The organism is Janthinobacterium sp. GW821-FHT03A03 (assembly GCF_059421435.1).
In genome coordinates this window covers 17,539-38,885 of the sequence record NZ_JBWKUZ010000005.1, presented here as the reverse complement: position 1 = coordinate 38,885, position 21,347 = coordinate 17,539, and the positions used below count along the sequence as shown (strand labels likewise).

Here is a 21,347-nt window from a genome sequence, read left to right as displayed (position 1 = left end):
GTGTGCTGTTCAAGGGTGTGCCTGCATTTTCCAGCCGAACGTCTCAGCCGGCCAAATGAAACACCTGGATAAGCTTTTGTCTGCACCAGAAGCCGACGTCACCGGAAAATCATCCAAAATTGCTGCAGGCATCTTCAGGTGTCTATGGTTTTCCAAAACCAATAAAAATGGCAACTCGGTTATGCCATTAAAGAATCGCATCCAAATACCTGAAAGTCACAATCTCATTCAATTCAGCCACCTTACTCATGACATGCATCAATACTGAAACATTTTAAATGCCGCATCATGATATTTATTGCACTATTTGACACCCCATACATTTCCAATAAAAAATGACTTCACAAAATAAAATACTTAACTTCAAATCGAAAAACAAAGTCCCGCCCACAAAAAAGGAAACCATCAAAGATTGGTTATCCATAACAAAAGACATGCTTGACATCGCATGGCGAGTAGCGCCACCCCTATCGCTGGCATGTGCCGGATTATTCCTCTGGATGTATTTGAAACATATCCAATGGAGTGGCTTGTTTTATGAATCCGCCATGACAGTAACGGGACTCACCTTTCTGGTTCTGGCAGCGGTAGCGTTGAGCGCAATTAGTTTATTCATTCTTTCAACGCCATCGATACTGATGGGAATTACTCTATCCTATTTTGATAAAAATCAAAAAATCAAAAAAGAAGTCTCCACCATTTATTGGATAGCACTTAGTTCCTGGTTGCTCGTGATAAATGCAAGTCCATATATGGACGAAACCTATGCCTGGATATTTATTCTTCCAATAATGACAACATCCCTTTATGGATACTTAAAATCAGATAAGTTGGAAAATTCAACCCCGACAATACATACCAGAAAATGGAAAATCGCCAATACGCTTGCAGTGATCGCCATGTCGAATTTTGCAATATTCGGAATAATCTTTCCGATATTTTTCTTTGATGGAATCATGTCGCATTATGCAGCAAATTCGGGCGATGAGACAAGTAACAAAACGATAACTCTGTTACTTATCCCTCTTGCAACACTTGCTCCAGGCCTGATGTACCTGACACTGCGAAAAATAAATACTGGAACACATAATTTGTTTAAAGTACTCGTAACCACATCAGTAATGTTCATCTATTCAACATTCTTCCTTGTGTTAACTTTTACTCCTGCATCAAAAATACTTTTGGAAAGTACTGAAATATACAACAACAATAAAAAGAAATTCCAAATACTAAAACCAGAGCTTAAAGAAATAATAAAACATACGGATATTGAAACAAAGTCGGATGGCGAATTGAGCACGATTTCAGCTTACATTCGCTACAGCTTTGCAGGAACAAAACTGATCTGCAATGAACCATTGGAATTCATCGATTTCTCCAATTCGACGTCAAAAAAACGGAATAAGATAGATAAATCAAGCACCCTAAACTGCGTAGCGACTGTACCTGGCGACCTGCGTGAATTCAGTAATTAGCTTTACACCAGCGCCACCACCACCAGCAGCAGCACCGCCAGCGGCGCCTGCACCAGCACGATGCCGGGATGCGTACGGCGCAGCCGGGCCCACACGGACAGGCCCGGCACTTCCGCGTGCGGGTGGTGGGCTTCGTCGCGCAGCGACATCGCGTGCAGGAACATGCCGGCGATCAGGGGGCCGGGGTTGACCCACCAGCCCTGCTCGAGCAAGCCGCGCGACAGGTAGATGGCCAGCGCGCCGATGGCAAACGGCGAAGCCCACACCAGCACCAGCAGCAGGCGGATGGCATAGAATTCCGCCACGATACCCATGCGGTGCAGGCGGCTGAAATCATGGTCTTCCATGCGCTGGTCGATGGCCAGCTCGGCGCGGCCGTACAGGGACCACAGGCCGCCAAACAGGCATCCCAGCAGCACGCCGATGACGATGTCGGCCGCGAACACCACGTATTTATTCACGTCGGCCGTGCCGATGCCCAGCGAGGTGTGGGCGGCCGCATGCAGGTGCAGGCCGGCCTGCTCGCCTTCGGCCGTCGTGTAGCGCTCGCGCACGTCATAGGTGCTGCCGATATACACGACGTTCTTGCGTAGTGCATTCGCCGCCACGCCGGCCTGCCCATCGATCAGTTGTACGCGCGTGCGCGTGGGGTTCAGAAATGCCGGCGCCACGGCAGCCGGGTGAAACGGCGCGGTGACGGCGTTCTGCTCAGCCGCATCCTTGGCGTCGCCGTGGATGACAGGTTCGAACGCCCGGCGCGCCAATTCCTTTTCGCTGGCCGTGCGCCGCGCCAGCTGGCACACGCGGCCGGCCAGCGCCAGCCCTTTCTTTTGCTCGGACAAGGCGGCCGGCATGGGCTGCTGCCGCTCCTGCCCGTCGGCGCCATGCGCCAGCTCGAAGGCCACGGCCGCCAGCACGGGGCTTTTCAGCTCGATGCGCGTGACGGCGCCCATGCGTTCGCGGATCCGCGGGCTGGCGAAGTGGATGCCGGCCGCGCAGCGCGCGCGTATCCACGACAGGTTCGCGTTGCGGTCCGATTGTTCGGGCAGGATCAGTACCAGTTGCCGGCCGTCGGCGGCCAGCCGGTCGAGCAGGCTGTCGAGCGGCCGCTCGCCATGCTTGTGCTGTTCATACACGGCCGGCGCCAGGTCCAGGTCGATGGCCAGCACCTGGCTGCCGCGCGCGGCGGCGCTGGCGATCACTTGCTCCAGGCGCGTGCGTTCCAGCGGTTCGCGCTCGTCGAAGACCTGTTCGAACGCGGGCTGGTCGATTTCGATGATGGCGGGCCGGTAGGCGGCGCCCGGGTCCTTGCCCCGCTCCAGCAGCTGGCCCTGTGCCGCGCTGGCGCGCAGCATGGCCGCATCGAGCCATTCGAGCACATGAAAACCTTCCAGCACCAGCATCAGCGCGGCGATCAGGCTGGCGCCGATCACGTGGTGCAGCAGATGCGTGCCCGTCAGCCTGAAGGCCGAGCCCAGCTGGGCGACCGGCCACAGCAGGCGCCGCCACAGCGGCGGGCGCGGTTGTTCCGGCTGGCTGGTTTCCACGGTGCGTTCCCTTCGCGTGCGCCGTATAAATTATCATTAATACAACAAATGATGACGAAAGGATAGTGTATTGCAGTTGTGCCCGTTCCGCCGCACGGCTGGCCATGCAGCCGCGCGGCCAGCCTTACTTCGGCCTGGCCAGCAGCAGCTTGCCCAGCGCTTCGAAAGCCGGCGTGGTGGTCGGATCGTTGGCCGCATTGGCCGCCGTCGGCGTCGAGGCGAAGCGCACGATCACCATTTCCGCCTTCGGATCGATGTAGATGCGCTGTCCGTACACGCCGCGCGCCATGTAGGCGCCATGGTCGTTATGCGTGACCCACCACATGTCGCGGTAGCTCCAGCCCTTGAGCAAATCGTAGCCGCCCTTGGCGAACAGCTGCTTGTCGCCGCCACGGCGGATATCGTCGACGGCCGCCTTGGGCAGAATCTGCTGGCCGTTGTAGCGGCCATCGTTGCGCAGCATCTCGCCGAAGCGGGCCAGGTCGCGCAAGCCCGCATTCAGGCCGCCGCCCGCAAACGGCGTGCCCGTCGAGTCGACCGTCATGTAGGCATCCTGCTCGGCGCCCAGCTTTTGCCAGACATGCTCGGACAGGTAGTCGTTGACGTTCTGCCCCGTGACGCGGGCGATGATCCAGCCCAGCACGTCGGAGTTGACCGTGCGGTAGCCGAACGCCTCGCCATGCCGCCCCTCGTGCCGCACCGTCTGCAGGTACTCGAAATAGCTGCGCGGGCCCGTGTAATCCCTGGGCTTGGGCAGCGGGCTGCCGGCCGCCGCGTGCTGCCACACTTCCGCTTTCGGGTCGGCGTAGTCTTCGCTGAATTTCAGGCCCGTGGTCATGTCGAGCACCTGGCGCACGGTGGCGTCGCCAAACGCCGACTTGGCCAGCTCCGGCACATACTCGGCCACTTTCTTGTCCGCATCGAGCTTGCCTTCGGCCACCAGCGCCGCGCCGATAGTGCCCATGACAGACTTCGTCACCGACATGGCGCCATGCTGGCCGCTTTCCTTCAGCACGCCGAGGTAACGCTCATATACGATGCGGCCCCGGTGCAGCACCACGATGCCGTCCGTGTAGTTGGCGCCCAGCGACTGTTCCCAGGTCATCGTTTCCTTCGCGCCCAGGGGCATGAAGCGCAGGCTGTCGATATCCTTGCGCAGCGCGCGTTTCAATGGCACGGGCGCCTTCAAGCCGCGCGCCACGTCCACCGTCGGCATCAGCTGGCGGAAGTGCGACACGCTCCAGCGCAGCTGCGGGAAATTGAAATAGCTGCCATCGTCGAAGCGGATGATTTTATCGGCCGGCGGCGGCGCGCCCACCATCCATTGCAAGGCGGCCGGATCGCTGGCGGCGGCCGACAGCGGCGCCGTCGTCTCGGCCGCGTGGGCGCCGGCGGCCAGCGCCAGGCAGGCGGCGGCCAAAGCCAGGCGTTTCATGCTGGGGAAATCGTTCATGCGGTGCTCTCCTTGATCAACAAAATACTTAATAAACCCATACCACGTTCGCCAGCCAGCCCGTCCACGTTTTGGCCTGGCCATTCACCAGTTGGTTCACGCCCGACTGCGCGAACGAGGCGCTGAAACCCAGGGTCAGGTAGGTATTCGGGTTCACCACGCGCACATACTTGACGAAGACATCGTTGGCCAGCATCGGGCGCAGCACGCCGGCGATCACCACGGGCGCGTCGCCCGGCACGTCGAGGCGCGTGGCCTGGCCGAACTGCAGCGGACTGCCCATCCGGTTGGCCCGCACCTGGGCCAGGTAGGCGGTCACGGTATCTTTCGGCGTCGGGTGCAGCTCGATGGTGGCCTGCAGCGCGTTCACGTTGGCATTGACGAAAACCCAGGTGGCCTTGCTGCCAGAAGCCCAGGCGCCCGGCGTGCCTTCGAAGAACAGCGGGTCGAAGCGCTCGTTGCGCGCCGTGCGCGGATCGTCGCCGGAAAAACTCTGGTAGCCAAGGGTGAACTTCGGCGTCCAGGCCACGTCGGGCAGCGAAAAGCCCCCTTCCGTGCGCCAGCCCCAGGCCCGCATCGGCTCGCGCGTATTCCATTCGCGCGCCGCGTCGACGCCGAACCAGCCTTTCGACAGCACGGTGGGCAGCACGGGAACGCGCGCGTAGCCATACACGAACTGCGAATCCTTGCGGCCATCGGGCACGGCCAGCGGCGCGCCGATGCCGCCCGGCGCCGCCTGCGGATACGCGGCATGCGACCGCGGTACCTTGCCGTACGCGATGCCCGCCTTGCGGTCGTTCGCTGGCGCGTAGCTGACATCGACGCCGACGACGCGCGTGCCGCTATCGTTGTCGGGGTTTTCATTCGGGTCGAGGTAAAACGCCTGGGCGCTGAACGCGTCCTGGCTTATTTTGGCCACCACGGAATTCTGGAAGGCCTTGCGCGGCCCCAGTTTCAGCGCGCCCCGGTCAAAGCCGTTCGATCCGCCATTGGCGATCAGCATGCCCGTGCCCAGCGTGAAATTCTGCGCGCCGGCCGACAGGTCGAGCATGACGCGCGTGCCGCCAAGCGGCATGCGGATGCCGGCGACGAGTTCCTCGATCGAGATGCGGCCCGTGTCGCCCGCGCCGAATGGATCGTGGCGCAAGGTGCCCGAGCCGACGGCCGACACGCGCGCATACAGCTGCTTGCCATCGCCCAGGTTGCGCTTGAAACCGAGCGCCGGCTTGACATAGAACTCGTACCAGTAGGGCTTGAAATCGAAATCGGGATTGCGCGCCGGCGTATTCGACAGCTTCCAGAACAGATTGCTCTCGCCCGCCACCTGCACGCCCGCTTCCACGGAACGTGTCATGTGCCAGTCGGCGCCGATGGCCGGTTCGACGGCGGCGCGCCGGGCCACTTCTTTTTCCATGCTGCTCTGGCCATCGGGATCGAGCTGGCCGGCGGCGCCGCAGGCGGCGCTCCAGCCCAGCAGGGCCAGGACGAGTGCATGGCGCACGGGGAACATCGCTTGCGTTGCCATAGATATCCCTTGCGCTAACTGACTGTCAATTTGAGCGGATGTTATCAGAGATGCTCTTTTTTATTGTTGTAAAGCATCCTATTGTGCGGGACCAGGGGCTGAGACGAACGTCTCACGCGCGCGCCATGCTGCAGCGCAGGATGCGCCACCCCCGCCTTCATGCTACAAACAGGCAACCATACAAAATATCGAGACACCGGAGAGCGCCATGCCCTACGTCCGCCAGACCAGCCATATCGACCGCGTGCGCGACCTGATCGCCGGCCGTATCGTCCATCCAGGGGCCGATACGGCCAGGCTGGCGTCATCGTACCGGCGCTCGCTGGACGATTACCGGCTCGATCCCGCCTCCACCACGGGGCCGCGCATCCTGACGGGCGCCGAGCTGCGCGCCATCCAGCAATCCGAGGAAAATTTTCTGCGCTCCACGGGCCAGTGCCTGCCGCGTCTGCACGCCATGGTGCGCGAAGCGGGCTACTGCGTCATCCTCGCCAATGCGCGCGGCGTGACGATCGACTACGTGGTCGACACGGACCAGCGCAAGGACTTCAAGAAGGCGGGCCTGTATCCCGGTTCGTGCTGGTCGGAAGAAGAGGAAGGCACCTGCGGCATCGCTTCCGTGCTGCTCGACCAGGAAGCCATCACCGTGCACAAGAGCGACCATTTCCGCGCCGCCTTCACGGGCCTGACCTGCAGCGCCGCACCGATCTTTTCGCCGCACGGCGACTTGATCGGCGTGCTCGATGCCTCGGCCTTGAGTTCGCCCGACGCGCGCGACAGCCAGCGCCTGGTAAAACAGCTGGTGCGCCAGGGCGCAACGCTGATCGAGGACGGCTTTTTCCTCAAGACCTACAGCCATTGCTGCATCCTGCTGGCGCACCGCAACCGCCACTTCGTGGAAGTGCAGCCGGAGATGCTGCTCGCCATCGACGAACATGGCGACGTCGTCGCCGCCAACGGCTGCGCGCGCGACGTCATCCCCGGGCTGGGCGCCCTGCCGCGCCCCGTCGCCGAGGTGCTGGAAGTGCGCGCCGAGCGGCTGTTCGATGCGCGCGCGAGAGGCAGTCTGCTGTCCCTGCGCCTGGCGGGCGGAGGCAGCTGGCTGCACGCGCGCGTGCGCGCGCCGCTGCGCCAGGCCGGCGCGCGGGCACGCGTCAAGAGCGCCGCCCCCGTGACGCAGGACGCGCCGGCCTGCACGCCGCCGGAGCTGGCCGAACGCACGCGCATCGTCAACGCCATGAACGCCGCCAAATGGCGCCCGCTGCAGGCGGCCGCCATGCTGGGCGTCTCGCGCGCCACCCTGTACCGGCGCCTCAAGCAGCTGCGCATCGTGCCGCCGCACCGCCAGTAAGGCATCCGGCAAGCTGAGATTTCCGTCTCATATTCCGCCATGCTGCGCTGCGGGATGCGGGTTCAAAACGCCAGTGTTACAACATCGTCAGCGGCAACACAGCCGCATCCCATCATAAAGTCAGCAGACTTGGAGGAGACACGATGCAAACCGAAATCAACCCGCACGACCTGGCCGTGGCCGGCATCCTGGAGCAGCTCGAAGGTGCCCTGCGCGCCGGCGACGGCACGGCCGCCGCGCAACTGTTCGAACCAGACGGCTACTGGCGCGACCTGGTGCTGTTTACCTGGAACCTGAAAACCCTGGAAGGCCGAGAGCAGATCGCCGCCATGCTGGCCGCGCAATTGGGCGCCGTGCAGCCCGTCTCCATCCGCATCGCCGACGGCGAACACGCCAGCGAGGCAGGCGGCGTGCTGCAAAGCTGGATCACGGTGGAAACGAAGGTGGCGCGCGGCGTGGGCTTCATCCGCATCCGCGACGGCAAGATCTGGACCCTGCTCACCACCATGAGCGAATTGAAGGGTTTTGAGGAAGCCAAGGGCGGCCGGCGGCCGATGGGCGCCGAGCACGGCGCGCGCACGAACCGCAGCAGCTGGCTGGAGCAGCGCGAACAGGAAGCAAAGGAACTCGGCTACGCGCGCCAGCCCTATTGCGTCATCATCGGCGGCGGCCAGGGCGGCATCGCGCTGGGCGCGCGCCTGCGGCAATTGAACGTCCCCACCATCATCATCGAGAAAAACGCCCGTCCCGGCGACAGCTGGCGCAAGCGCTACAAATCGCTGTGCCTGCACGACCCCGTCTGGTACGACCACATGCCGTATATCCCCTTTCCCGACAACTGGCCCGTCTTCACACCGAAGGACAAGGTCGGCGACTGGCTGGAGATGTACACCAAGGTGATGGAACTGAACTACTGGGGCTCGACGTCGTGCGAATCGGCCAGCTTCGACGAGGCCAGCGGCGAGTGGACGGTGCAGGTGCTGCGCGACGGCCAGCCCGTCACCCTGAAGCCGAAACAGCTGGTGCTGGCGACGGGCATGTCGGGCAAGGCGAACCTGCCGAAGTTCAAGGGCATGGATGTGTTCCAGGGCGAGCAGCAGCACTCGTCGCAGCATCCGGGACCGGACGCGTATGCCGGCAAGAAGGTGGTGGTCATCGGCGCGAACAATTCCGCGCACGATATCTGCGCCGCCCTGTGGGAAGCGGGCGTGGACGTGACCATGGTGCAGCGCTCGTCGACGCACATCGTCAAGTCCGATTCCTTGATGGACCTGGCGCTGGGCGACCTGTATTCGGAACGGGCGCTGGCGGCCGGCATGACGACGGCCAAGGCGGACCTGACGTTCGCCTCGATCCCCTATAAAATCCTGGCCGACTTCCAGAAACCCGTCTTCCAGGCCATCCGCGAGCGCGATGCCAACTTTTATGCACGGCTGGAGGAACGCGGCTTCATGCTCGATTTCGGCGACGACGATTCCGGCCTGTTCATGAAATACCTGCGCCGCGGCTCCGGCTACTACATCGACGTGGGCGCCTCGGAACTGGTCGCCGACGGCAAGATCAAGCTGAAAAGCGGCGTTGGCGTGCAGGAGCTGAAAAGCCACTCCATCGTGCTGTCCGACGGCACGGAGCTGCCGGCCGACCTGGTGGTGTACGCCACCGGCTACGGCTCCATGAACGGCTGGGCGGCCGACCTGATCTCGCCCGAGGTGGCGAATAAAGTGGGCAAGGTGTGGGGCCTCGGCTCGGCCACGACGAAGGACCCGGGTCCGTGGGAGGGCGAACAGCGCAATATGTGGAAACCCACGCAGCAGCAAGCGCTGTGGTTCCACGGCGGTAACCTGCACCAGTCGCGCCACTATTCCCAGTACCTGTCGCTGCAGCTGAAGGCGCGCATGGAGGGGTTAAGCACGCCCGTGTACGGGCAGCAGGAGGTGCATCACCTGGCTTGATGGCAGAGGCAAGCAGATAAAAAAATGGCGGCGGACCGAAGTCCGCCGTTTTTTGTACCATACAAACGTCTGACAAAATCGTAGCGAGCGGCGATGGTTTGTGGCTAAGAAGCGCAACCGTGCTTGAGCACGGTGAGCATCGCAGGCCGCAAAGCGCGACGCGCAGTAGATTTTGTCACACGTTTTATTGTTTGATCGCTTCGATGGCGAAGGTCAAAGTCACGTCATCGCTGACGGCCGGCGCATATTTGCCGGCGTTGAATTCCGAGCGCTTGATCTTGGCCGTGGCGTTGGCGCCGCAGGCGTCTTTCTTCAGCATCGGGTGCGGCGCGCAGGCGAACGAGGTGACGCTCAGGGTCACCGGCTTGGTCACGCCTTTCAGGGTCAGGTTGCCTTCCACGGAGGCCAGCTTGTCGCCGTCGAAATTGAACTTGGTCGATTTATAGGTGGCGACCGGGTACTTGGCCGTGTCGAGGAAGTCTTCGCCCTGGATGTGCGTGTTGAACAGGGTCGAACCCGTATCGACGGATTTGGTGTCGATCAGCACTTCGACGGCGCCCGTCCTGGCGGCGCGGTCCAGCGTGACCTTGCCGGTGGTGTTATTGAAACGGCTTTGCTGCGTCGAGAAGCCCATGTGCGAGTACTCGAAGCGGGGGAAGGTGTGGCTGCCATCGATGACATAGACTTCAGGGGCGGCAAAGGCGGACAGCGAGAAACCGGCGGCGGCGATAAAAGCGAGCAGTTTTTTCATGATGGATTCCTGATAGGGAGTGGAGGATGTCAAAACCGCAAACGGCTGCAGGCGGGAAGCGCATGCGGCTGCTTGTCTGGCTTCAGTTGCAACAGATTATGCATGGCATGAAGATCGATGTAAAACGGAAAATTTACCTAGTTAGCATCGATAAAATCGATAATAAGGTGGATCAGGTCCGCCACAGCGCCTTCTGCTGCCGATTATTGTCCGCATTGCTAAAAATATCCAGCGCTATCCAGCGCTGCAGACAGCGCTCAAATGAGAATGATTCTTGTTATTATCCTATGCGCTTGCTATCATCGCGGCTGCGGCAAGCCTGCAGCGTCGCCTTGATTCATCCATAATAGCGCAGCACCTACGCCAGAAAAACATGACGGCCACGCGCCACGATACGAGCACCTTGAACGCACACACCACCACCCTGCCCCGCAGCCGGGGCCTCGCCGCCGGCGCCTTCGCCTGATGCGGGAGCCGCACGCCCCGTCTCCCCTGCGCGAAGCGCACGGCGCGCGCCTGCGCCGCTGGGCCTGGACGGCGGCCGGCGCCGTGATGGTGCTGCTGGGCATCATCGGCGCCATGCTGCCCGTGATGCCGACGACGATTTTCCTCATCCTCGCCCTGGCCTGCTTCAGCCGCGCCTCGCCGCGCCTGGAACACTGGCTGCTGCAGCATGCGCGCTTCGGCCCGCCGCTGCGCCAGTGGCGCGAACACCGCGCCGTCTCGCGGCGCGGCAAGGCCATGGCTTGCCTGGGCATGGCCATCGGCTTCGTCGCCATGTGCCTGGGCCATCCGCCGTGGTGGGTCATCGCCATGGTGGGCGTCATGGAGGTCGCCGTCCTCATTTACCTGCTGCGCCGTCCCGACGGGCCTGCCGGCGCCGGGGCAGAATCTGCTCAGCAAGACGGCAATGGCGGGCAGTAAACTACCGCGCCCGCATCACCAAAACGCCAAGTCAGCGCAACGTCAGATAAAACCGCGGTTTTGCGCCGCCACGGCGCGGCGAACTTTTCACCAAGATACTGCCCTGCCGCGCCGGCCGGCGCGATTTAATTCGGCAAGAGTCCTGCTTTCCCGCGTTTTCAACCAGAAAAACCCCACATAGACATTATTTGCATATTCAAAGCAAGATTCTGTCGTAGGAGTAATAACGCGATCGGAGGTATACTACGCAACCGACGTAACAGGCTGGGCGATTTTGCCCCTGCAAGCGCGCCTGTCACGGTCCAATAAAAAAGGAAACACTGCATGACCACACCACACCGTACGCCGGTGATTCGCATCGATGGCGCGAACAAGACCTTCGCGCTGCCCAAGGGCGAACAGTTCCACGCGGTCAAATCGGTCACGCTGGAAGTCTATCCCGGTGATATTTTCGGCCTGATCGGCAAGAGCGGCGCCGGCAAATCGACCCTGCTGCGCCTGATTAACCTGCTCGAGCGTCCCGACAGCGGCAGCATCACCGTCGCCGGGCGCGAACTGACGCGCCTGGGCAAGAGCGAACTGCGCGACGCGCGCCAGAACATCGGCATGATTTTCCAGCAATTCAACCTGCTGCAAAACGCCAGCGTCTTCGACAACGTCGCCTTCCCATTGAAAATCCATGGCACGGCCAAGGGCGGGCAGATCGCCGCCCGCGTCGAGGAATGCCTGGCGCTCGTCGGCCTGTCCGACAAGCTGCACAGCTATCCGGCGCAACTGTCCGGCGGGCAGAAACAGCGCGTGGCCATTGCCCGCGCCCTGGCCAGCCACCCCGACGTGCTGCTGTGCGACGAGCCGACCTCCGCGCTGGACGCGGAGACGACGCGCGCCCTGCTCGACACCTTGCGCGACATCAATGCGCGCCTGGGCGTGACCATCGTCATCGTCAGCCATGAGCTGTCGGTGCTGGGCGCCATCTGCAACAGGGTCGCCGTCGTGGAAAACGGCGCCATCGCCGAACAGTTCGACCTGAGCGACACGGCCACCCCGCGCAAGACGGCGCTGGGACGCGAGCTGGCGTATTACGGCACCGAGGCGTTTGAAGCCACCGCATGGAAGGATGCAACACATGTTTGAAGAATCGATCAATAACGTCATCAAGCTGCTGCCGGAAATCTGGGTGGCGCTGGGCCAGACCATGACCATGCTGGGCATCGGCCTCACCGCCGCCATCCTCATCGGCGGTCCGCTGGGCATCCTGCTGTTCCTCGTCTCGGAAGGCCAGTCGCTGGAAAACCGCCCGTTGTCGGCCATCCTCGGCTGGCTGGTCAATACCGTGCGCAGCTTCCCCTTCATCATCCTGCTCGTCGCGCTGACGCCGTTTACGCGCATCATCGCGGGCACGTCGATCGGCCCGCTGGCCGCCAGCGTGCCCCTGTCGTTCGCCGCCATTCCCTACCTGGCGCGCCTGGTGGAGCAGAACCTGCGCGAAGTGCCGCGCGGCGTGATCGAGGCGGCGCACGCCATGGGCGCCACGGAGCTGCAGATCATCTTCCGCGTGCTGCTGGTGGAAGCGCGCTCCGGCCTGGTGCTGGCCCTGACCGTGCTGTCGATCAGCTTCCTGTCATATTCGGCCGTGGCCGGCGTGGTGGGCGGCGGCGGCATCGGCGACCTGGCCATCCGCTACGGCTACTACCGCTTCGAGACGGACATCATGGTCGCCACCGTGGCCATCCTGATCGTGCTGGTGCAAACCATCCAGTTCGCCGGCACGCGCATCGCCAAGCGCCTCGACAAACGTTAATTCCTATTCAGAAACAAGGACCTACATGAACCACATTCGCCGCAACCTGCTGCTGGCCGCTGCCAGCCTGGCCTTCGCCACCGCCGCCTACGCCAAGGACCCGAAGGAAATCGTCATCGGCACCAGCTCCGGCCCGTACTCCGACCAGCTGAAGCTGGGCATCAAGCCCATCCTGGAAAAACAGGGCTACAAGGTCAAGATCGTCGAATTCAACGACTACGTGCAGCCGAACTACGCGCTGGCCGAAGGCTCGCTGGACGCCAACGTGTTCCAGCACATCGTGTATCTGACCAAGTTCGCCACCGATAACAAGCTGCCATTGAGTTCATTGATCACCGTGCCGACCATGCCGATCGGCCTGTACGGCGGCAAGCAGAAAACCCTCGCCGAGGTCAAAAACGGCGCCACCATCACCATGCCGAACGATCCGACCAACCAGGCGCGCGCGCTGGTGATGCTGGCCAAGATGGGCTGGATCAAGCTCAAACCGAACGTCGACCCGCTGCGCGCGTCCGAGCGCGACGTGCTGGACAACCCGAAGAAGCTGAAACTGGTGCCGCTGGAAGCGGCGCAGCTGCCACGTTCGCTGGCGGACGCCGACTACGCTTTTGTGAACGGCAACTTCGCCCTGGCCGCCGGCATGAAGCTGACGTCGGCCCTCAGCGTGGAAAAGATCTCGGACAGCTACATCAACCTGGTGGCCATCCGCACGGCCGACAAGGCCAAGCCGTGGGTCAAGGACCTGGAAGCGGCCTACCGCTCGCGCGCCTTCCTCGACGCGACGAACAAGTATTTGGCCGGCTACGAAAAGACGGATTACCAGCTGGCGCTGGAAAAGACGCTGAAAAAATAAGCGGCGTGCACCAAACGTAAAAAGGACGGCCAAGGCCGTCCTTTTTTATTGTCCGCGCCTTGCGGGCGCTATCATGACTTAGAAGCGGTAGCCGACGCCTACGCCGATCAGGATAGGATCGACCTTGACTTCGCTGGCCTTGGCGCCACCGATGAAGACGTCGCTGCGGATCTGCACTTTCTTGATGTCGAAGTTCAGCGACCAGTTTTTGTCCAGCTTGTAGTCGACACCGGCTTGCAGCGAGTAACCCCAGCTGTCATGCTCCAGGCGACCGGCGCCGTTCAGCAATTTCACGTCGGAGATATTCGTGTAGTTGATGCCGGCACCCACGTAAGGGCTGAACTGTTTTTCCGGCATGAAGTGGTATTGCAGCGACAGGGTCGGCGGCAGATGCTTGAAGGTACCGATATTGTTGCCGTCGAGCTTGACGTCATGCTTTTGCGGGTAGGTCAGGATCAGCTCGGCAGCGATATTCGGCGTGAAGAAGTACGAAATATCGATTTCAGGAATCGTCTTGCTGCTGACCGTCAAACGGTCGGATGCGCCGACGCCACCGACAGGAGCAGATTTATCGGCCGGATCGATGTGCACGGCGCGCGCACGGACCAGCCATGGGCCTTCCTGTGCCATTGCATTGCCGGCGAGTGCGCCGATGGCGGCCAGGACGATTGCTGCTGCAGTTGCGGACTTTTTCATTCTAGTTCCCTCTTTTTGTCGTTAAGTAACGCTGCGAAGTCTAAGAGTGCAGTGCAACAAAAACTTTGATCCACATCAAATAGTGCTAGATGGCATCAAAAGAGGGATTTTTTTCTTTTCCCAGGTCAAGAAAATGCGGCATTGCAAAATCAAGCCAGCTCGGCAAACAGGCCGGCGACCCAGTCGGCAAACACGCGCACGCGCGGCGACAATTGCCGGTGATGCGGGTACAGCACGGACACGGGCAGCGGATCGGGCCGCAGGTGCGCCAGCACTTCCACCAGTTCGCCGGCCGCCAGCGCCCGCGCCAGGTGGTAGCGCGGCGCCTGGATCAGGCCCAGGCCCGCGCGGCAGCAGGCGTGATATGCGTCCGCGTTATTGACGGACACCGTGCCCGGCAAGGCCACGCTGTGGCGCCGGCCGTCCACCTTGAAATCGAAGGGCCAGACCTTGCCCGTCCGGGCGGAAAAGAAATTGACGGCGCGGTGGCCCGCCAGCTGCGCCAGGTCCTGCGGCGTGCCGTGCGCGGCCAGGTAGGCGGGGCTGGCGCACGTCATCTGCTCCAGCAGCGCCACGCGGCGCGCCACCATGGACGAGTCGCCCAGTTCTCCCACGCGCAGCACGCAATCGACGCCTTCGCGCACCAGGTCGACGAGGCGGTCGCCCATGCCGATTTCCAGTTCGATCAGGGGATAGCGGGCGCAGAACCGGTCCAGCACGGGCAGGACGAAGTGCATGGCCAGGGTCGCGTGCAGGTCGATGCGCAGCTTGCCGGCCGGCTGCTGCTGCGCCGAACTGAACACGGCTTCCGTTTCTTCCAGGTCGGCCAGCAGCCGCGCGCAGCGCTGGTAATACGCTTCGCCGTCGGGCGTGGGCGTCACTTGCCGCGTGGTCCGCTGCAGCAGGCGCACGCGCAGCCGCGCTTCGAGCTGCTTGATCGCATGCGTGACGGTGGCCTTCGGATAGCCGAGGTCATGCGCCGCCTGGGTAAAACTGCGCAGCTCGACGATGCGCGTGAAAATGCGCATCGCATCGAATCGGTCCATGCCCTGCCCCATTGTTGGTGATGAATGCACAGTGTAGCGATAACAGCGGCAGTTTTCCATCCACACCAACGATGCGACGCATAGATGACGGCAACGCAATCGTGCATGCCGGCGATGTCACTGGTCGCGGCGGCGCCGCCGAACGATAATAGGCTCAGCGCACTATTGAGAATGGTAATGATTATCATTTGCGTTATAATGCAAAATCACGCTTGAGCGCACGCCCAGGCGATCACAAAAAGGAATGGGAGACATGGATATATTGAGGGAACTGCGTGAATCGGGCTTGAAAGTAACCATCCCCCGCTTGCGGATTCTGCAGCTGTTTCAAGAAGGAGGCATCAAGCACCTGAGTGCGGACGATGTGTATAAGCTCTTGCTGGCCGAAAAAATCGACGTGGGCCTGGCCACCATCTACCGCGTGCTGATGCAATTTGCCGAAGCGGGCATTTTGTTCCGCCGCCACTTCGAATCGGGCCACGCCGTCTTCGAGCTGAACGAAGGCCAGCACCACGACCACCTGGTCTGCACGGGCTGCGGCAAGGTCGATGAATTCGTCGACGAAGGCATCGAACTGCGCCAGAACGAAATCGCCGCCGAGCGCGGCTTCGTGCTGCACGAGCACGCGCTGTCGCTGTACGGCACTTGCGCCGACTGCACGGCGAAGAAGATCCCGCCGCGCAAAGCCTCCTGAGGCAGCGCGCAAGGTAGCGCCTGGCAAGCCACCTGCGCTACACTGCGTGCGCCGCAGCTCAACAAGGGACAAGCATGTACATCGGAGAAATCGCCCGCCTGGCAGGCACCTCGCCCAAGGCCTTGCGTCATTATGAATCACTGGGCCTGCTGGGCGACGTGCGCCGTTCCGGCGCCTACAGAGTCTACACGCAGCAAGACCTGGCGCAAGTCAGGCTGATACGCCAGGCGCAGGTGCTGGGCTTCCGCCTGGCCGAACTGCTGCCCGTCCTGGCCGGCGACAATACGGACTGGGCCGCCCTGTCACAGCACATCGCCGCCAAGCGCGCGCAGGTGCAGCAGGACATTGCCCGCCTGCGCCAGCTCGACGCGCAATTGGCCGGCATCGATACGGAAATCCGCGACTGCCTGGCGCGCCAGCAACAGGCGGCGTGAACGGTCAAGCATCGCTTGACTCTGCCACTAGGGGCAGGCTTTAGCATGCAGGCTCTTCTTTAACGGACAGCCTGCATCATGACCAAGACTCCTCCCAAGCGCATATTGATCCTCCTCGGCCACCCTTCCAGCGACAGTTTCTGCGCCGCCCTGGCCGAGGCCTACGCCGCCACGGCCCGCAGCGCGGGCCACACGGTGCGCGAACTGCGCCTGGGCCAGCTGGACTTCGACCAGAACCTGCATGAAGGCTACCGCCAGGTGCAGCCGCTGGAAGCGGACTTGCTGGCGGCGCAGGAAGCCATCAGCTGGGCCGGACACCTGGTGTTCGCCTACCCGATCTGGTGGGGCGGCGCGCCGGCCCTGCTGAAAGGCTTTGTCGACCGCGTTTTCCTGCCCGGCTTCGCCTTCAAGTACCGCCCCGGCAAGGCTTTCCCGGCGCAGCTGCTGAAGGGCCGCACGGCACAGCTGCTGGTCGCGATGGATACACCGCCATGGTACTTCCGCTGGGTCTACCGCATGCCCGGCATCCACCAGCTGCGCAAGACGACGCTGGAGTTCTGCGGCGTCAAGCCCGTCAAGGTGGCCAGTTTCGGCCCCATGATCAATTCCACCGAAGCGCAGCGCCAACGCTGGCTGGAGCAGGCGCAGACGCTGGCCCGGGGCCTGTAAGTTGCTTGCCCTACAGCCATCTTGCATACGGTTTTGACAAGCCGGTAATCAAGCCGTCACATTCGACGGCTACCATGATGATATTGCCTGTTTGTCAGCCGCCTTGCCGTCGCGACAACAAGGGTCCGATCGTCATGTAAAGGTAGCCGCTGTGGAGTTCAACGCTTCTCGATTGCATCTTCCCCGTTATCGCACGTCCGTGGCCGCCGACCTGTGCATCCCCACGGAATCGGTGCAGGCCGACGCCAGCAATTTCGCCGTGCTGGAGCTGTTTACCGAGCGGCGCGACATGATGAGCCTGCCAGTCACGGAGCAGCAGAAGCCCATCGGCTTGATCAGCCGCAATATCTTCATGTCGCAGATGTCCAAGCCCTTCTACCATGAGGTGTACGGCAAGAAGAGCTGCATCGCCTTCATGGACAAGGAACCGCTGATCGTCGACGGCGCCATGAGCATCGAAGACCTCACCTTCCGCGCCGTCGAAGCGGGCGAAAAGGCGCTGGCCGACGGCTTCATCATCACCGAGGACGGCGCGCTGGCCGGCGTCGGCTTCGGCTTGCAGCTGATGAACGTGGTGGCCACCATGCAGGCGGAAAAAAACCGCCAGATCATGCACAGCATCGACTACGCCAGCGTGATCCAGCGCGCGCTGCTGCGCACTTCCGATGCGGAACTGCGCGCCACCCTGCCCGACGCGCACCTGGAATGGCAGCCGCGCGACGTCGTCGGCGGCGATTTCTACTTCTTCGAGCGCCATGCGGGCGGCTGGTTCGCCGCCATCGCCGACTGCACCGGCCACGGCGTGCCGGGCGCCTTCATGACCCTGATCGCCTCGTCGGCCCTGAGCCAGGCCTTGCGCGACCGCGGGCCGCACGACCCGGCCGCCCTGATCGGCGCCGTCAGCCGCGCCATCAAGACCCTGCTGGGACAGGACGCCGGCAGCGACGCGGCAGCGGGCCACGCCGGCTCGAACGACGGCATGGATTGTGCCTTCCTGTGCTATGACGACGCCAGCGCCAGCCTGCGTTTCGCGGGGGCGAAACTGGCGCTCTACGTGGTGGCGCCCGGCGCAGAGGCCGTGCGCGCCGTCGACGGCGCGCGCATGGGCGTCGGCTATGTCGACACGCCGCCCGGCTACTGCTGGCACAACGAGACGCTGGCAGCGCCCGCGGGCAGCCTGCTGTTCCTCACCACCGACGGCTTGCTCGACCAGATCGGCGGCGCGCGCGACATCGCCTACGGCAAGCGGCGCATGCGCGAACAGCTGCTGGCGCAGCGCGATGCGCCCGCCGGCGACGTGGCGGCGGCGCTGCTGCGCGACAGCGCGGCCTGGCAAGGCAGGCAGCCGCGCCGCGACGACCTGACCTTTTTCTGTTTCCGCCTGTAGTTTGATGCCCATCAAGCCCCCTTATCAACAAGAAACCGGGTCACCGGCTAGCCAGGAGCACTGACGTGCTGTACGAAGAATTCAACGAGTTTTGGGACGTGGCGCGCAAGCGCAACATCATCTTTTTTTACGTGGGCTATTTTTCGCAGCACGTGGTCAGCGCCATTTCCGAAACCATCAAGGCGCGCCTCGACACGGCCGGCGCGGCCGGTCCCACGCGGCGGCGCATCTTTTCCTCGTTCATTGAGATGTCGCAAAACATCATGCATTATTCGGCCGACAGCCTGACGCCCGATGCGCAGCTGGACCAGCAGATGCGGCGCGGCTCGTTCTGCATCGGCACGCGCGGCGACAGTTTTTTCCTGTTGTGCGCCAACCCCGTCTCGACGGACAACGTGGCGCAGATCCGCGCCCGCCTGGAGCCGCTGCACACGATGACGATGGAAGAAATCCGCCTGGCCTACAAGAAGGCGCTGCGCGAGGAAGCGCCGCCCGACAGCAAGGGGGCCGGCCTGGGTTTTCTCACCATGGCGCGCGACGCCAGCGAACCGCTGGAATTCGAATTCGTCCAGGACCCCCAGGAGCCTGGCCACACCGTCTTCTGCATCAAAGCCATCATTTGAAAGAGCCGACTCAGGAAAGCATATGCAATTACCGTCACCACTGTTCATCGCCGCGACCCCGAGTTCGCCCGAAATCGACTTCCGTTTCGAGCAGCACACCCTGTCGATCAAGGGCGAGTCGTATCCGGAAAACGCGGCCGCCTTCTATGGCCCGCTGATCGCCGCCGTGCGCGCCTACCTGGAAGGCTGCCGCGCAGCGGCCATCACCGTGAATGTCTCGCTGGCCTACTTCAACAGCTCCAGCACGAAGATGCTGTTTACCCTGTTCGACGCGCTGAACCAGGCGGCCGCGGACGGCAACCAGGTGCGCCTGAACTGGTACCACGACGAGGACGATGACACCATCCTGGAATTCGGCCAGGAACTGCAGCAGGACTTCACGGCCCTCGATTTCCACGATCATCCCGTGCAGGGCAACTGAGGCATGCGCGCCGCCACCTCCGAGGCCGGACTGGAGCCCGACCTGTTCACCGTGGAAGCGGCGGCGCTGGCCGCCGCCCGCCGCATGCACGCCGACGCCGGTGCGTCGGGCGAGGAACAGCGGCGCATGCTCGGTGAGCTGATCAATCACTATGAACGGCTGATGCGCGAGACGCGCCGCCTGATCGGCCGCAGCGACCGCGCCGAGCGCGACATGCATCTGCTGAACCGGCAATTGCAGACGCTGGCTGGCCAGCTCGAATACCGCGCCACGCACGACCCGCTGACGGGCGCGCTGAACCGCGGCGCCGTGATCGACCACGCCTCGCGCTGCCTGGAACAGGGCGACATGGCCCTGATCGTGCTCGATATCGACCTGTTCAAGCAGGTCAACGACGATTTCGGCCACCCGGCAGGCGACGGCGTGATCCAGGCCGTGGTCGACTGTTTAAAAGGATTGCTGGGACAGGAAACGGCCATCGGCCGGGTCGGCGGCGAGGAATTCTCCGTCGTCTGGCCCACCTCCTCGCGCGACGAGGCGGCGCAAATCGCCCAGCGCATCTGCGATACCGTCGGGCGCCAGCGCCATGCGGCACCCATCACGCGCGCCATCACCGTCAGCGTGGGGCTGAGCTGGAACCGCGCCGGCACGGCATTTGAAACGGCCTACAGCCATGCCGACCAGGCCCTGTACCAGGCCAAGCGCGAGGGACGCAACCGCGTGCGCCAGTGGCTGGAAAGCTGACGCCGCAACGCTAACGTATCAGTTCGCGCGCCATGCTGCCGTCGCGGCGCATGGCGGCAGCGGCCCGCTGCATGGCCGCCACCTGCGCTTCGGGCACCTTGAGGTTGCAGGCCAGGTAAGTCTGCACGCGGTTGAACGTCAGCAGCGGCACCACCTTGCCTTCCCATTCCTTACCGACGAAGGGCTTGCTGCCCACCGCCAGGCCGACGGCCCACAGGTCGATGCGTCCCAGCAGCAGCTTTTGCGGATTGATCCACTCCTGCGTGACGGGCGCCACGTTCATGCCGTGCTGGCGCAGGTAGTCGTCGCGCGCGTCGCCCAGCACCGTGCCGATGACCAGGCCGCGCGCATCGGCCAGGGTGTGCAGCGCCAGGTGCCGCTCGGCCAGGCCATACAGTATCCACTCCGCCTCATTGAGGGGGCCGATCCAGCGAAATTGCGCTTCGCGCTCTTGCGTGCGCGTGGTGGAAAAGACGCAGGTGTCGGCCTCGCGCAGCGCCTGCGCATATGCGCGCTTCCACGGCAGCAGTTCTATCGTATAGCTGATGCCGGCGCGCGCCATGATGTCGCGCACCTTCAGCGTTTCACGTCCCACGACGGTATTGCCTTCCATCATGCTCGACGGCGGCAAATGCTCGCCGACGATGCGCAGGCCCGCCGACCAGGCCGCCACCGGCAGCAACAGCGCCGCCAGCAGCCATGCCATGCTTGCTTGTTTCATGCTTGCCTTCTTCCACCACAGGGCATACGCATCCCTGCCACCTGCAGGATGGTACCATCGGCCCCCGCCGGCCATGGCCGAACGTTATCAATTAAACCATTATTTTTCCGTAACGTGGCTCAGGGCCAACGCCGGGATCAGCATGCAGGGGGAAGATGGAGAGAAAAACAACTGGCGGAAAACAGTAGGAGTCGAACCTACGGGAGAACGTCTGACGCCCTCCACCGGGTTTGAAGCCCGGCCACATCACCGGATGAGTGTGCTTTCCGCGGTGCCTGAG

The 21,347-nt window shown here is 62.6% G+C and carries 21 protein-coding genes and 1 tRNA gene; 14 read left to right on the top strand and 8 right to left on the bottom strand.

The annotated features are described in order from the left end of the window. The first annotated feature begins 335 nt into the window (after positions 1-335). Positions 336-1,475, top strand: coding sequence for a hypothetical protein (locus AC07VI_RS12510; RefSeq protein WP_139842631.1), 1,140 nt, complete (start codon positions 336-338; stop codon positions 1,473-1,475). Between the two features lie 2 nt (positions 1,476-1,477). On the opposite strand, the gene AC07VI_RS12505 is transcribed toward AC07VI_RS12510, so the two are convergent. From AC07VI_RS12505 to AC07VI_RS12495, 3 genes are all read right to left on the bottom strand, one after another. Beyond that, positions 1,478-3,022 carry a CHASE2 domain-containing protein gene (locus AC07VI_RS12505; protein WP_086148033.1) on the bottom strand — a complete coding sequence of 515 codons (1,545 nt, stop codon included), beginning with the start codon at positions 3,020-3,022 and terminating at the stop codon, positions 1,478-1,480. Between the two features lie 124 nt (positions 3,023-3,146). Then, complete coding sequence (locus AC07VI_RS12500) at positions 3,147-4,475, bottom strand: serine hydrolase domain-containing protein (RefSeq protein WP_492994934.1); 1,329 nt, start codon at positions 4,473-4,475, stop codon at positions 3,147-3,149. Positions 4,476-4,503: 28 nt separating this feature from the next. Beyond that, complete coding sequence (locus AC07VI_RS12495) at positions 4,504-6,000, bottom strand: alginate export family protein (protein WP_492994936.1); 1,497 nt, start codon at positions 5,998-6,000, stop codon at positions 4,504-4,506. 208 nt (positions 6,001-6,208) lie between these two features. On the opposite strand from AC07VI_RS12495, the gene AC07VI_RS12490 reads away from it, so the two are divergent. Together AC07VI_RS12490 and AC07VI_RS12485 are read left to right on the top strand one after the other, a co-directional pair. Further along, positions 6,209-7,351, top strand: coding sequence for a sigma-54-dependent Fis family transcriptional regulator (locus AC07VI_RS12490; protein WP_099420746.1), 1,143 nt, complete (start codon positions 6,209-6,211; stop codon positions 7,349-7,351). A 143-nt stretch (positions 7,352-7,494) separates the two neighbouring features. After that, positions 7,495-9,303 carry an NAD(P)/FAD-dependent oxidoreductase gene (locus AC07VI_RS12485; protein WP_099375804.1) on the top strand — a complete coding sequence of 603 codons (1,809 nt, stop codon included), beginning with the start codon at positions 7,495-7,497 and terminating at the stop codon, positions 9,301-9,303. 184 nt (positions 9,304-9,487) lie between these two features. Here AC07VI_RS12485 and AC07VI_RS12480 read toward each other — a convergent pair whose 3' ends face one another. Beyond that, the gene (locus tag AC07VI_RS12480) at positions 9,488-10,054 is read right to left on the bottom strand and encodes a YceI family protein (protein WP_086148352.1); all 567 of its coding nucleotides are present in this window, start codon (positions 10,052-10,054) and stop codon (positions 9,488-9,490) included. Positions 10,055-10,519: 465 nt separating this feature from the next. Here AC07VI_RS12480 and AC07VI_RS12475 point away from each other — a divergent pair, with 465 nt between their 5' ends. The 4 genes from AC07VI_RS12475 (at position 10,520) to AC07VI_RS12460 (ending at position 13,632) form a co-directional block, all read left to right on the top strand. Then, entirely contained in the window at positions 10,520-10,978 is a 459-nt protein-coding gene (locus AC07VI_RS12475; protein WP_086148354.1) for a YbaN family protein, read from the top strand. Between the two features lie 324 nt (positions 10,979-11,302). Continuing rightward, positions 11,303-12,112 (top strand): methionine ABC transporter ATP-binding protein, encoded by an 810-nt coding sequence (locus AC07VI_RS12470; RefSeq protein ID WP_086148355.1) that lies wholly within the window; start codon positions 11,303-11,305, stop codon positions 12,110-12,112. After that, entirely contained in the window at positions 12,105-12,779 is a 675-nt protein-coding gene (locus AC07VI_RS12465; RefSeq protein WP_086148356.1) for a methionine ABC transporter permease, read from the top strand. Before AC07VI_RS12470 ends, AC07VI_RS12465 begins: the two co-directional genes overlap by 8 nt. 25 nt (positions 12,780-12,804) lie before the next feature. Then, positions 12,805-13,632: a MetQ/NlpA family ABC transporter substrate-binding protein gene (locus AC07VI_RS12460; protein ID WP_086148357.1), complete on the top strand. Its 828-nt coding sequence runs from the start codon at positions 12,805-12,807 to the stop codon at positions 13,630-13,632. Between the two features lie 78 nt (positions 13,633-13,710). Here the strand turns inward: AC07VI_RS12460 and AC07VI_RS12455 are convergent, their stop codons facing one another. Continuing rightward, entirely contained in the window at positions 13,711-14,328 is a 618-nt protein-coding gene (locus tag AC07VI_RS12455) for an OmpW/AlkL family protein (RefSeq protein ID WP_086148358.1), read from the bottom strand. 149 nt (positions 14,329-14,477) lie between these two features. Next, entirely contained in the window at positions 14,478-15,374 is an 897-nt protein-coding gene (locus AC07VI_RS12450; RefSeq protein WP_099420753.1) for a LysR family transcriptional regulator, read from the bottom strand. Positions 15,375-15,627: 253 nt separating this feature from the next. Here AC07VI_RS12450 and fur point away from each other — a divergent pair, with 253 nt between their 5' ends. From fur to AC07VI_RS12415, 7 genes are all read left to right on the top strand, one after another. Next, positions 15,628-16,068, top strand: coding sequence for a ferric iron uptake transcriptional regulator (fur, locus tag AC07VI_RS12445; RefSeq protein ID WP_086148359.1), 441 nt, complete (start codon positions 15,628-15,630; stop codon positions 16,066-16,068). Positions 16,069-16,142: 74 nt separating this feature from the next. Next, entirely contained in the window at positions 16,143-16,502 is a 360-nt protein-coding gene (locus AC07VI_RS12440; protein ID WP_099420749.1) for a MerR family transcriptional regulator, read from the top strand. Positions 16,503-16,580: 78 nt separating this feature from the next. Beyond that, a complete protein-coding gene (locus AC07VI_RS12435) occupies positions 16,581-17,171 on the top strand; it encodes an NAD(P)H-dependent oxidoreductase (protein WP_086148361.1) in 591 nt (196 codons plus the stop codon). A 172-nt stretch (positions 17,172-17,343) separates the two neighbouring features. Further along, entirely contained in the window at positions 17,344-18,558 is a 1,215-nt protein-coding gene (locus tag AC07VI_RS12430) for a SpoIIE family protein phosphatase (RefSeq protein ID WP_492994943.1), read from the top strand. Positions 18,559-18,623: 65 nt separating this feature from the next. Continuing rightward, a complete protein-coding gene (locus AC07VI_RS12425) occupies positions 18,624-19,181 on the top strand; it encodes a SiaB family protein kinase (protein WP_086148363.1) in 558 nt (185 codons plus the stop codon). Positions 19,182-19,203: 22 nt separating this feature from the next. Further along, positions 19,204-19,602: a DUF1987 domain-containing protein gene (locus tag AC07VI_RS12420; RefSeq protein WP_086148364.1), complete on the top strand. Its 399-nt coding sequence runs from the start codon at positions 19,204-19,206 to the stop codon at positions 19,600-19,602. Between the two features lie 3 nt (positions 19,603-19,605). Then, positions 19,606-20,346: a GGDEF domain-containing protein gene (locus AC07VI_RS12415; RefSeq protein WP_086148365.1), complete on the top strand. Its 741-nt coding sequence runs from the start codon at positions 19,606-19,608 to the stop codon at positions 20,344-20,346. A 10-nt stretch (positions 20,347-20,356) separates the two neighbouring features. On the opposite strand, the gene AC07VI_RS12410 is transcribed toward AC07VI_RS12415, so the two are convergent. Further along, complete coding sequence (locus AC07VI_RS12410) at positions 20,357-21,067, bottom strand: substrate-binding periplasmic protein (protein ID WP_226935873.1); 711 nt, start codon at positions 21,065-21,067, stop codon at positions 20,357-20,359. Positions 21,068-21,239: 172 nt separating this feature from the next. Then, positions 21,240-21,335: transfer RNA gene (locus AC07VI_RS12405), tRNA-Sec, on the bottom strand. Positions 21,336-21,347: the final 12 nt, after the last annotated feature.

Coding starts and splice junctions, on each gene's coding strand:
- AC07VI_RS12435 (WP_086148361.1), top strand. CDS start 16,581: ATGACCAAGACTCCTCCCAAGCGCATATTGATCCTCCTCGGCCACCCT.
- AC07VI_RS12440 (WP_099420749.1), top strand. CDS start 16,143: ATGTACATCGGAGAAATCGCCCGCCTGGCAGGCACCTCGCCCAAGGCC.
- AC07VI_RS12470 (WP_086148355.1), top strand. CDS start 11,303: ATGACCACACCACACCGTACGCCGGTGATTCGCATCGATGGCGCGAAC.
- AC07VI_RS12490 (WP_099420746.1), top strand. CDS start 6,209: ATGCCCTACGTCCGCCAGACCAGCCATATCGACCGCGTGCGCGACCTG.
- fur (WP_086148359.1), top strand. CDS start 15,628: ATGGATATATTGAGGGAACTGCGTGAATCGGGCTTGAAAGTAACCATC.
- AC07VI_RS12495 (WP_492994936.1), bottom strand. CDS start 6,000: ATGGCAACGCAAGCGATGTTCCCCGTGCGCCATGCACTCGTCCTGGCC.
- AC07VI_RS12450 (WP_099420753.1), bottom strand. CDS start 15,374: ATGGACCGATTCGATGCGATGCGCATTTTCACGCGCATCGTCGAGCTG.
- AC07VI_RS12455 (WP_086148358.1), bottom strand. CDS start 14,328: ATGAAAAAGTCCGCAACTGCAGCAGCAATCGTCCTGGCCGCCATCGGC.
- AC07VI_RS12475 (WP_086148354.1), top strand. CDS start 10,520: ATGCGGGAGCCGCACGCCCCGTCTCCCCTGCGCGAAGCGCACGGCGCG.
- AC07VI_RS12500 (WP_492994934.1), bottom strand. CDS start 4,475: ATGAACGATTTCCCCAGCATGAAACGCCTGGCTTTGGCCGCCGCCTGC.
- AC07VI_RS12410 (WP_226935873.1), bottom strand. CDS start 21,067: ATGAAACAAGCAAGCATGGCATGGCTGCTGGCGGCGCTGTTGCTGCCG.
- AC07VI_RS12485 (WP_099375804.1), top strand. CDS start 7,495: ATGCAAACCGAAATCAACCCGCACGACCTGGCCGTGGCCGGCATCCTG.
- AC07VI_RS12510 (WP_139842631.1), top strand. CDS start 336: ATGACTTCACAAAATAAAATACTTAACTTCAAATCGAAAAACAAAGTC.
- AC07VI_RS12465 (WP_086148356.1), top strand. CDS start 12,105: ATGTTTGAAGAATCGATCAATAACGTCATCAAGCTGCTGCCGGAAATC.
- AC07VI_RS12420 (WP_086148364.1), top strand. CDS start 19,204: ATGCAATTACCGTCACCACTGTTCATCGCCGCGACCCCGAGTTCGCCC.
- AC07VI_RS12480 (WP_086148352.1), bottom strand. CDS start 10,054: ATGAAAAAACTGCTCGCTTTTATCGCCGCCGCCGGTTTCTCGCTGTCC.
- AC07VI_RS12460 (WP_086148357.1), top strand. CDS start 12,805: ATGAACCACATTCGCCGCAACCTGCTGCTGGCCGCTGCCAGCCTGGCC.
- AC07VI_RS12415 (WP_086148365.1), top strand. CDS start 19,606: ATGCGCGCCGCCACCTCCGAGGCCGGACTGGAGCCCGACCTGTTCACC.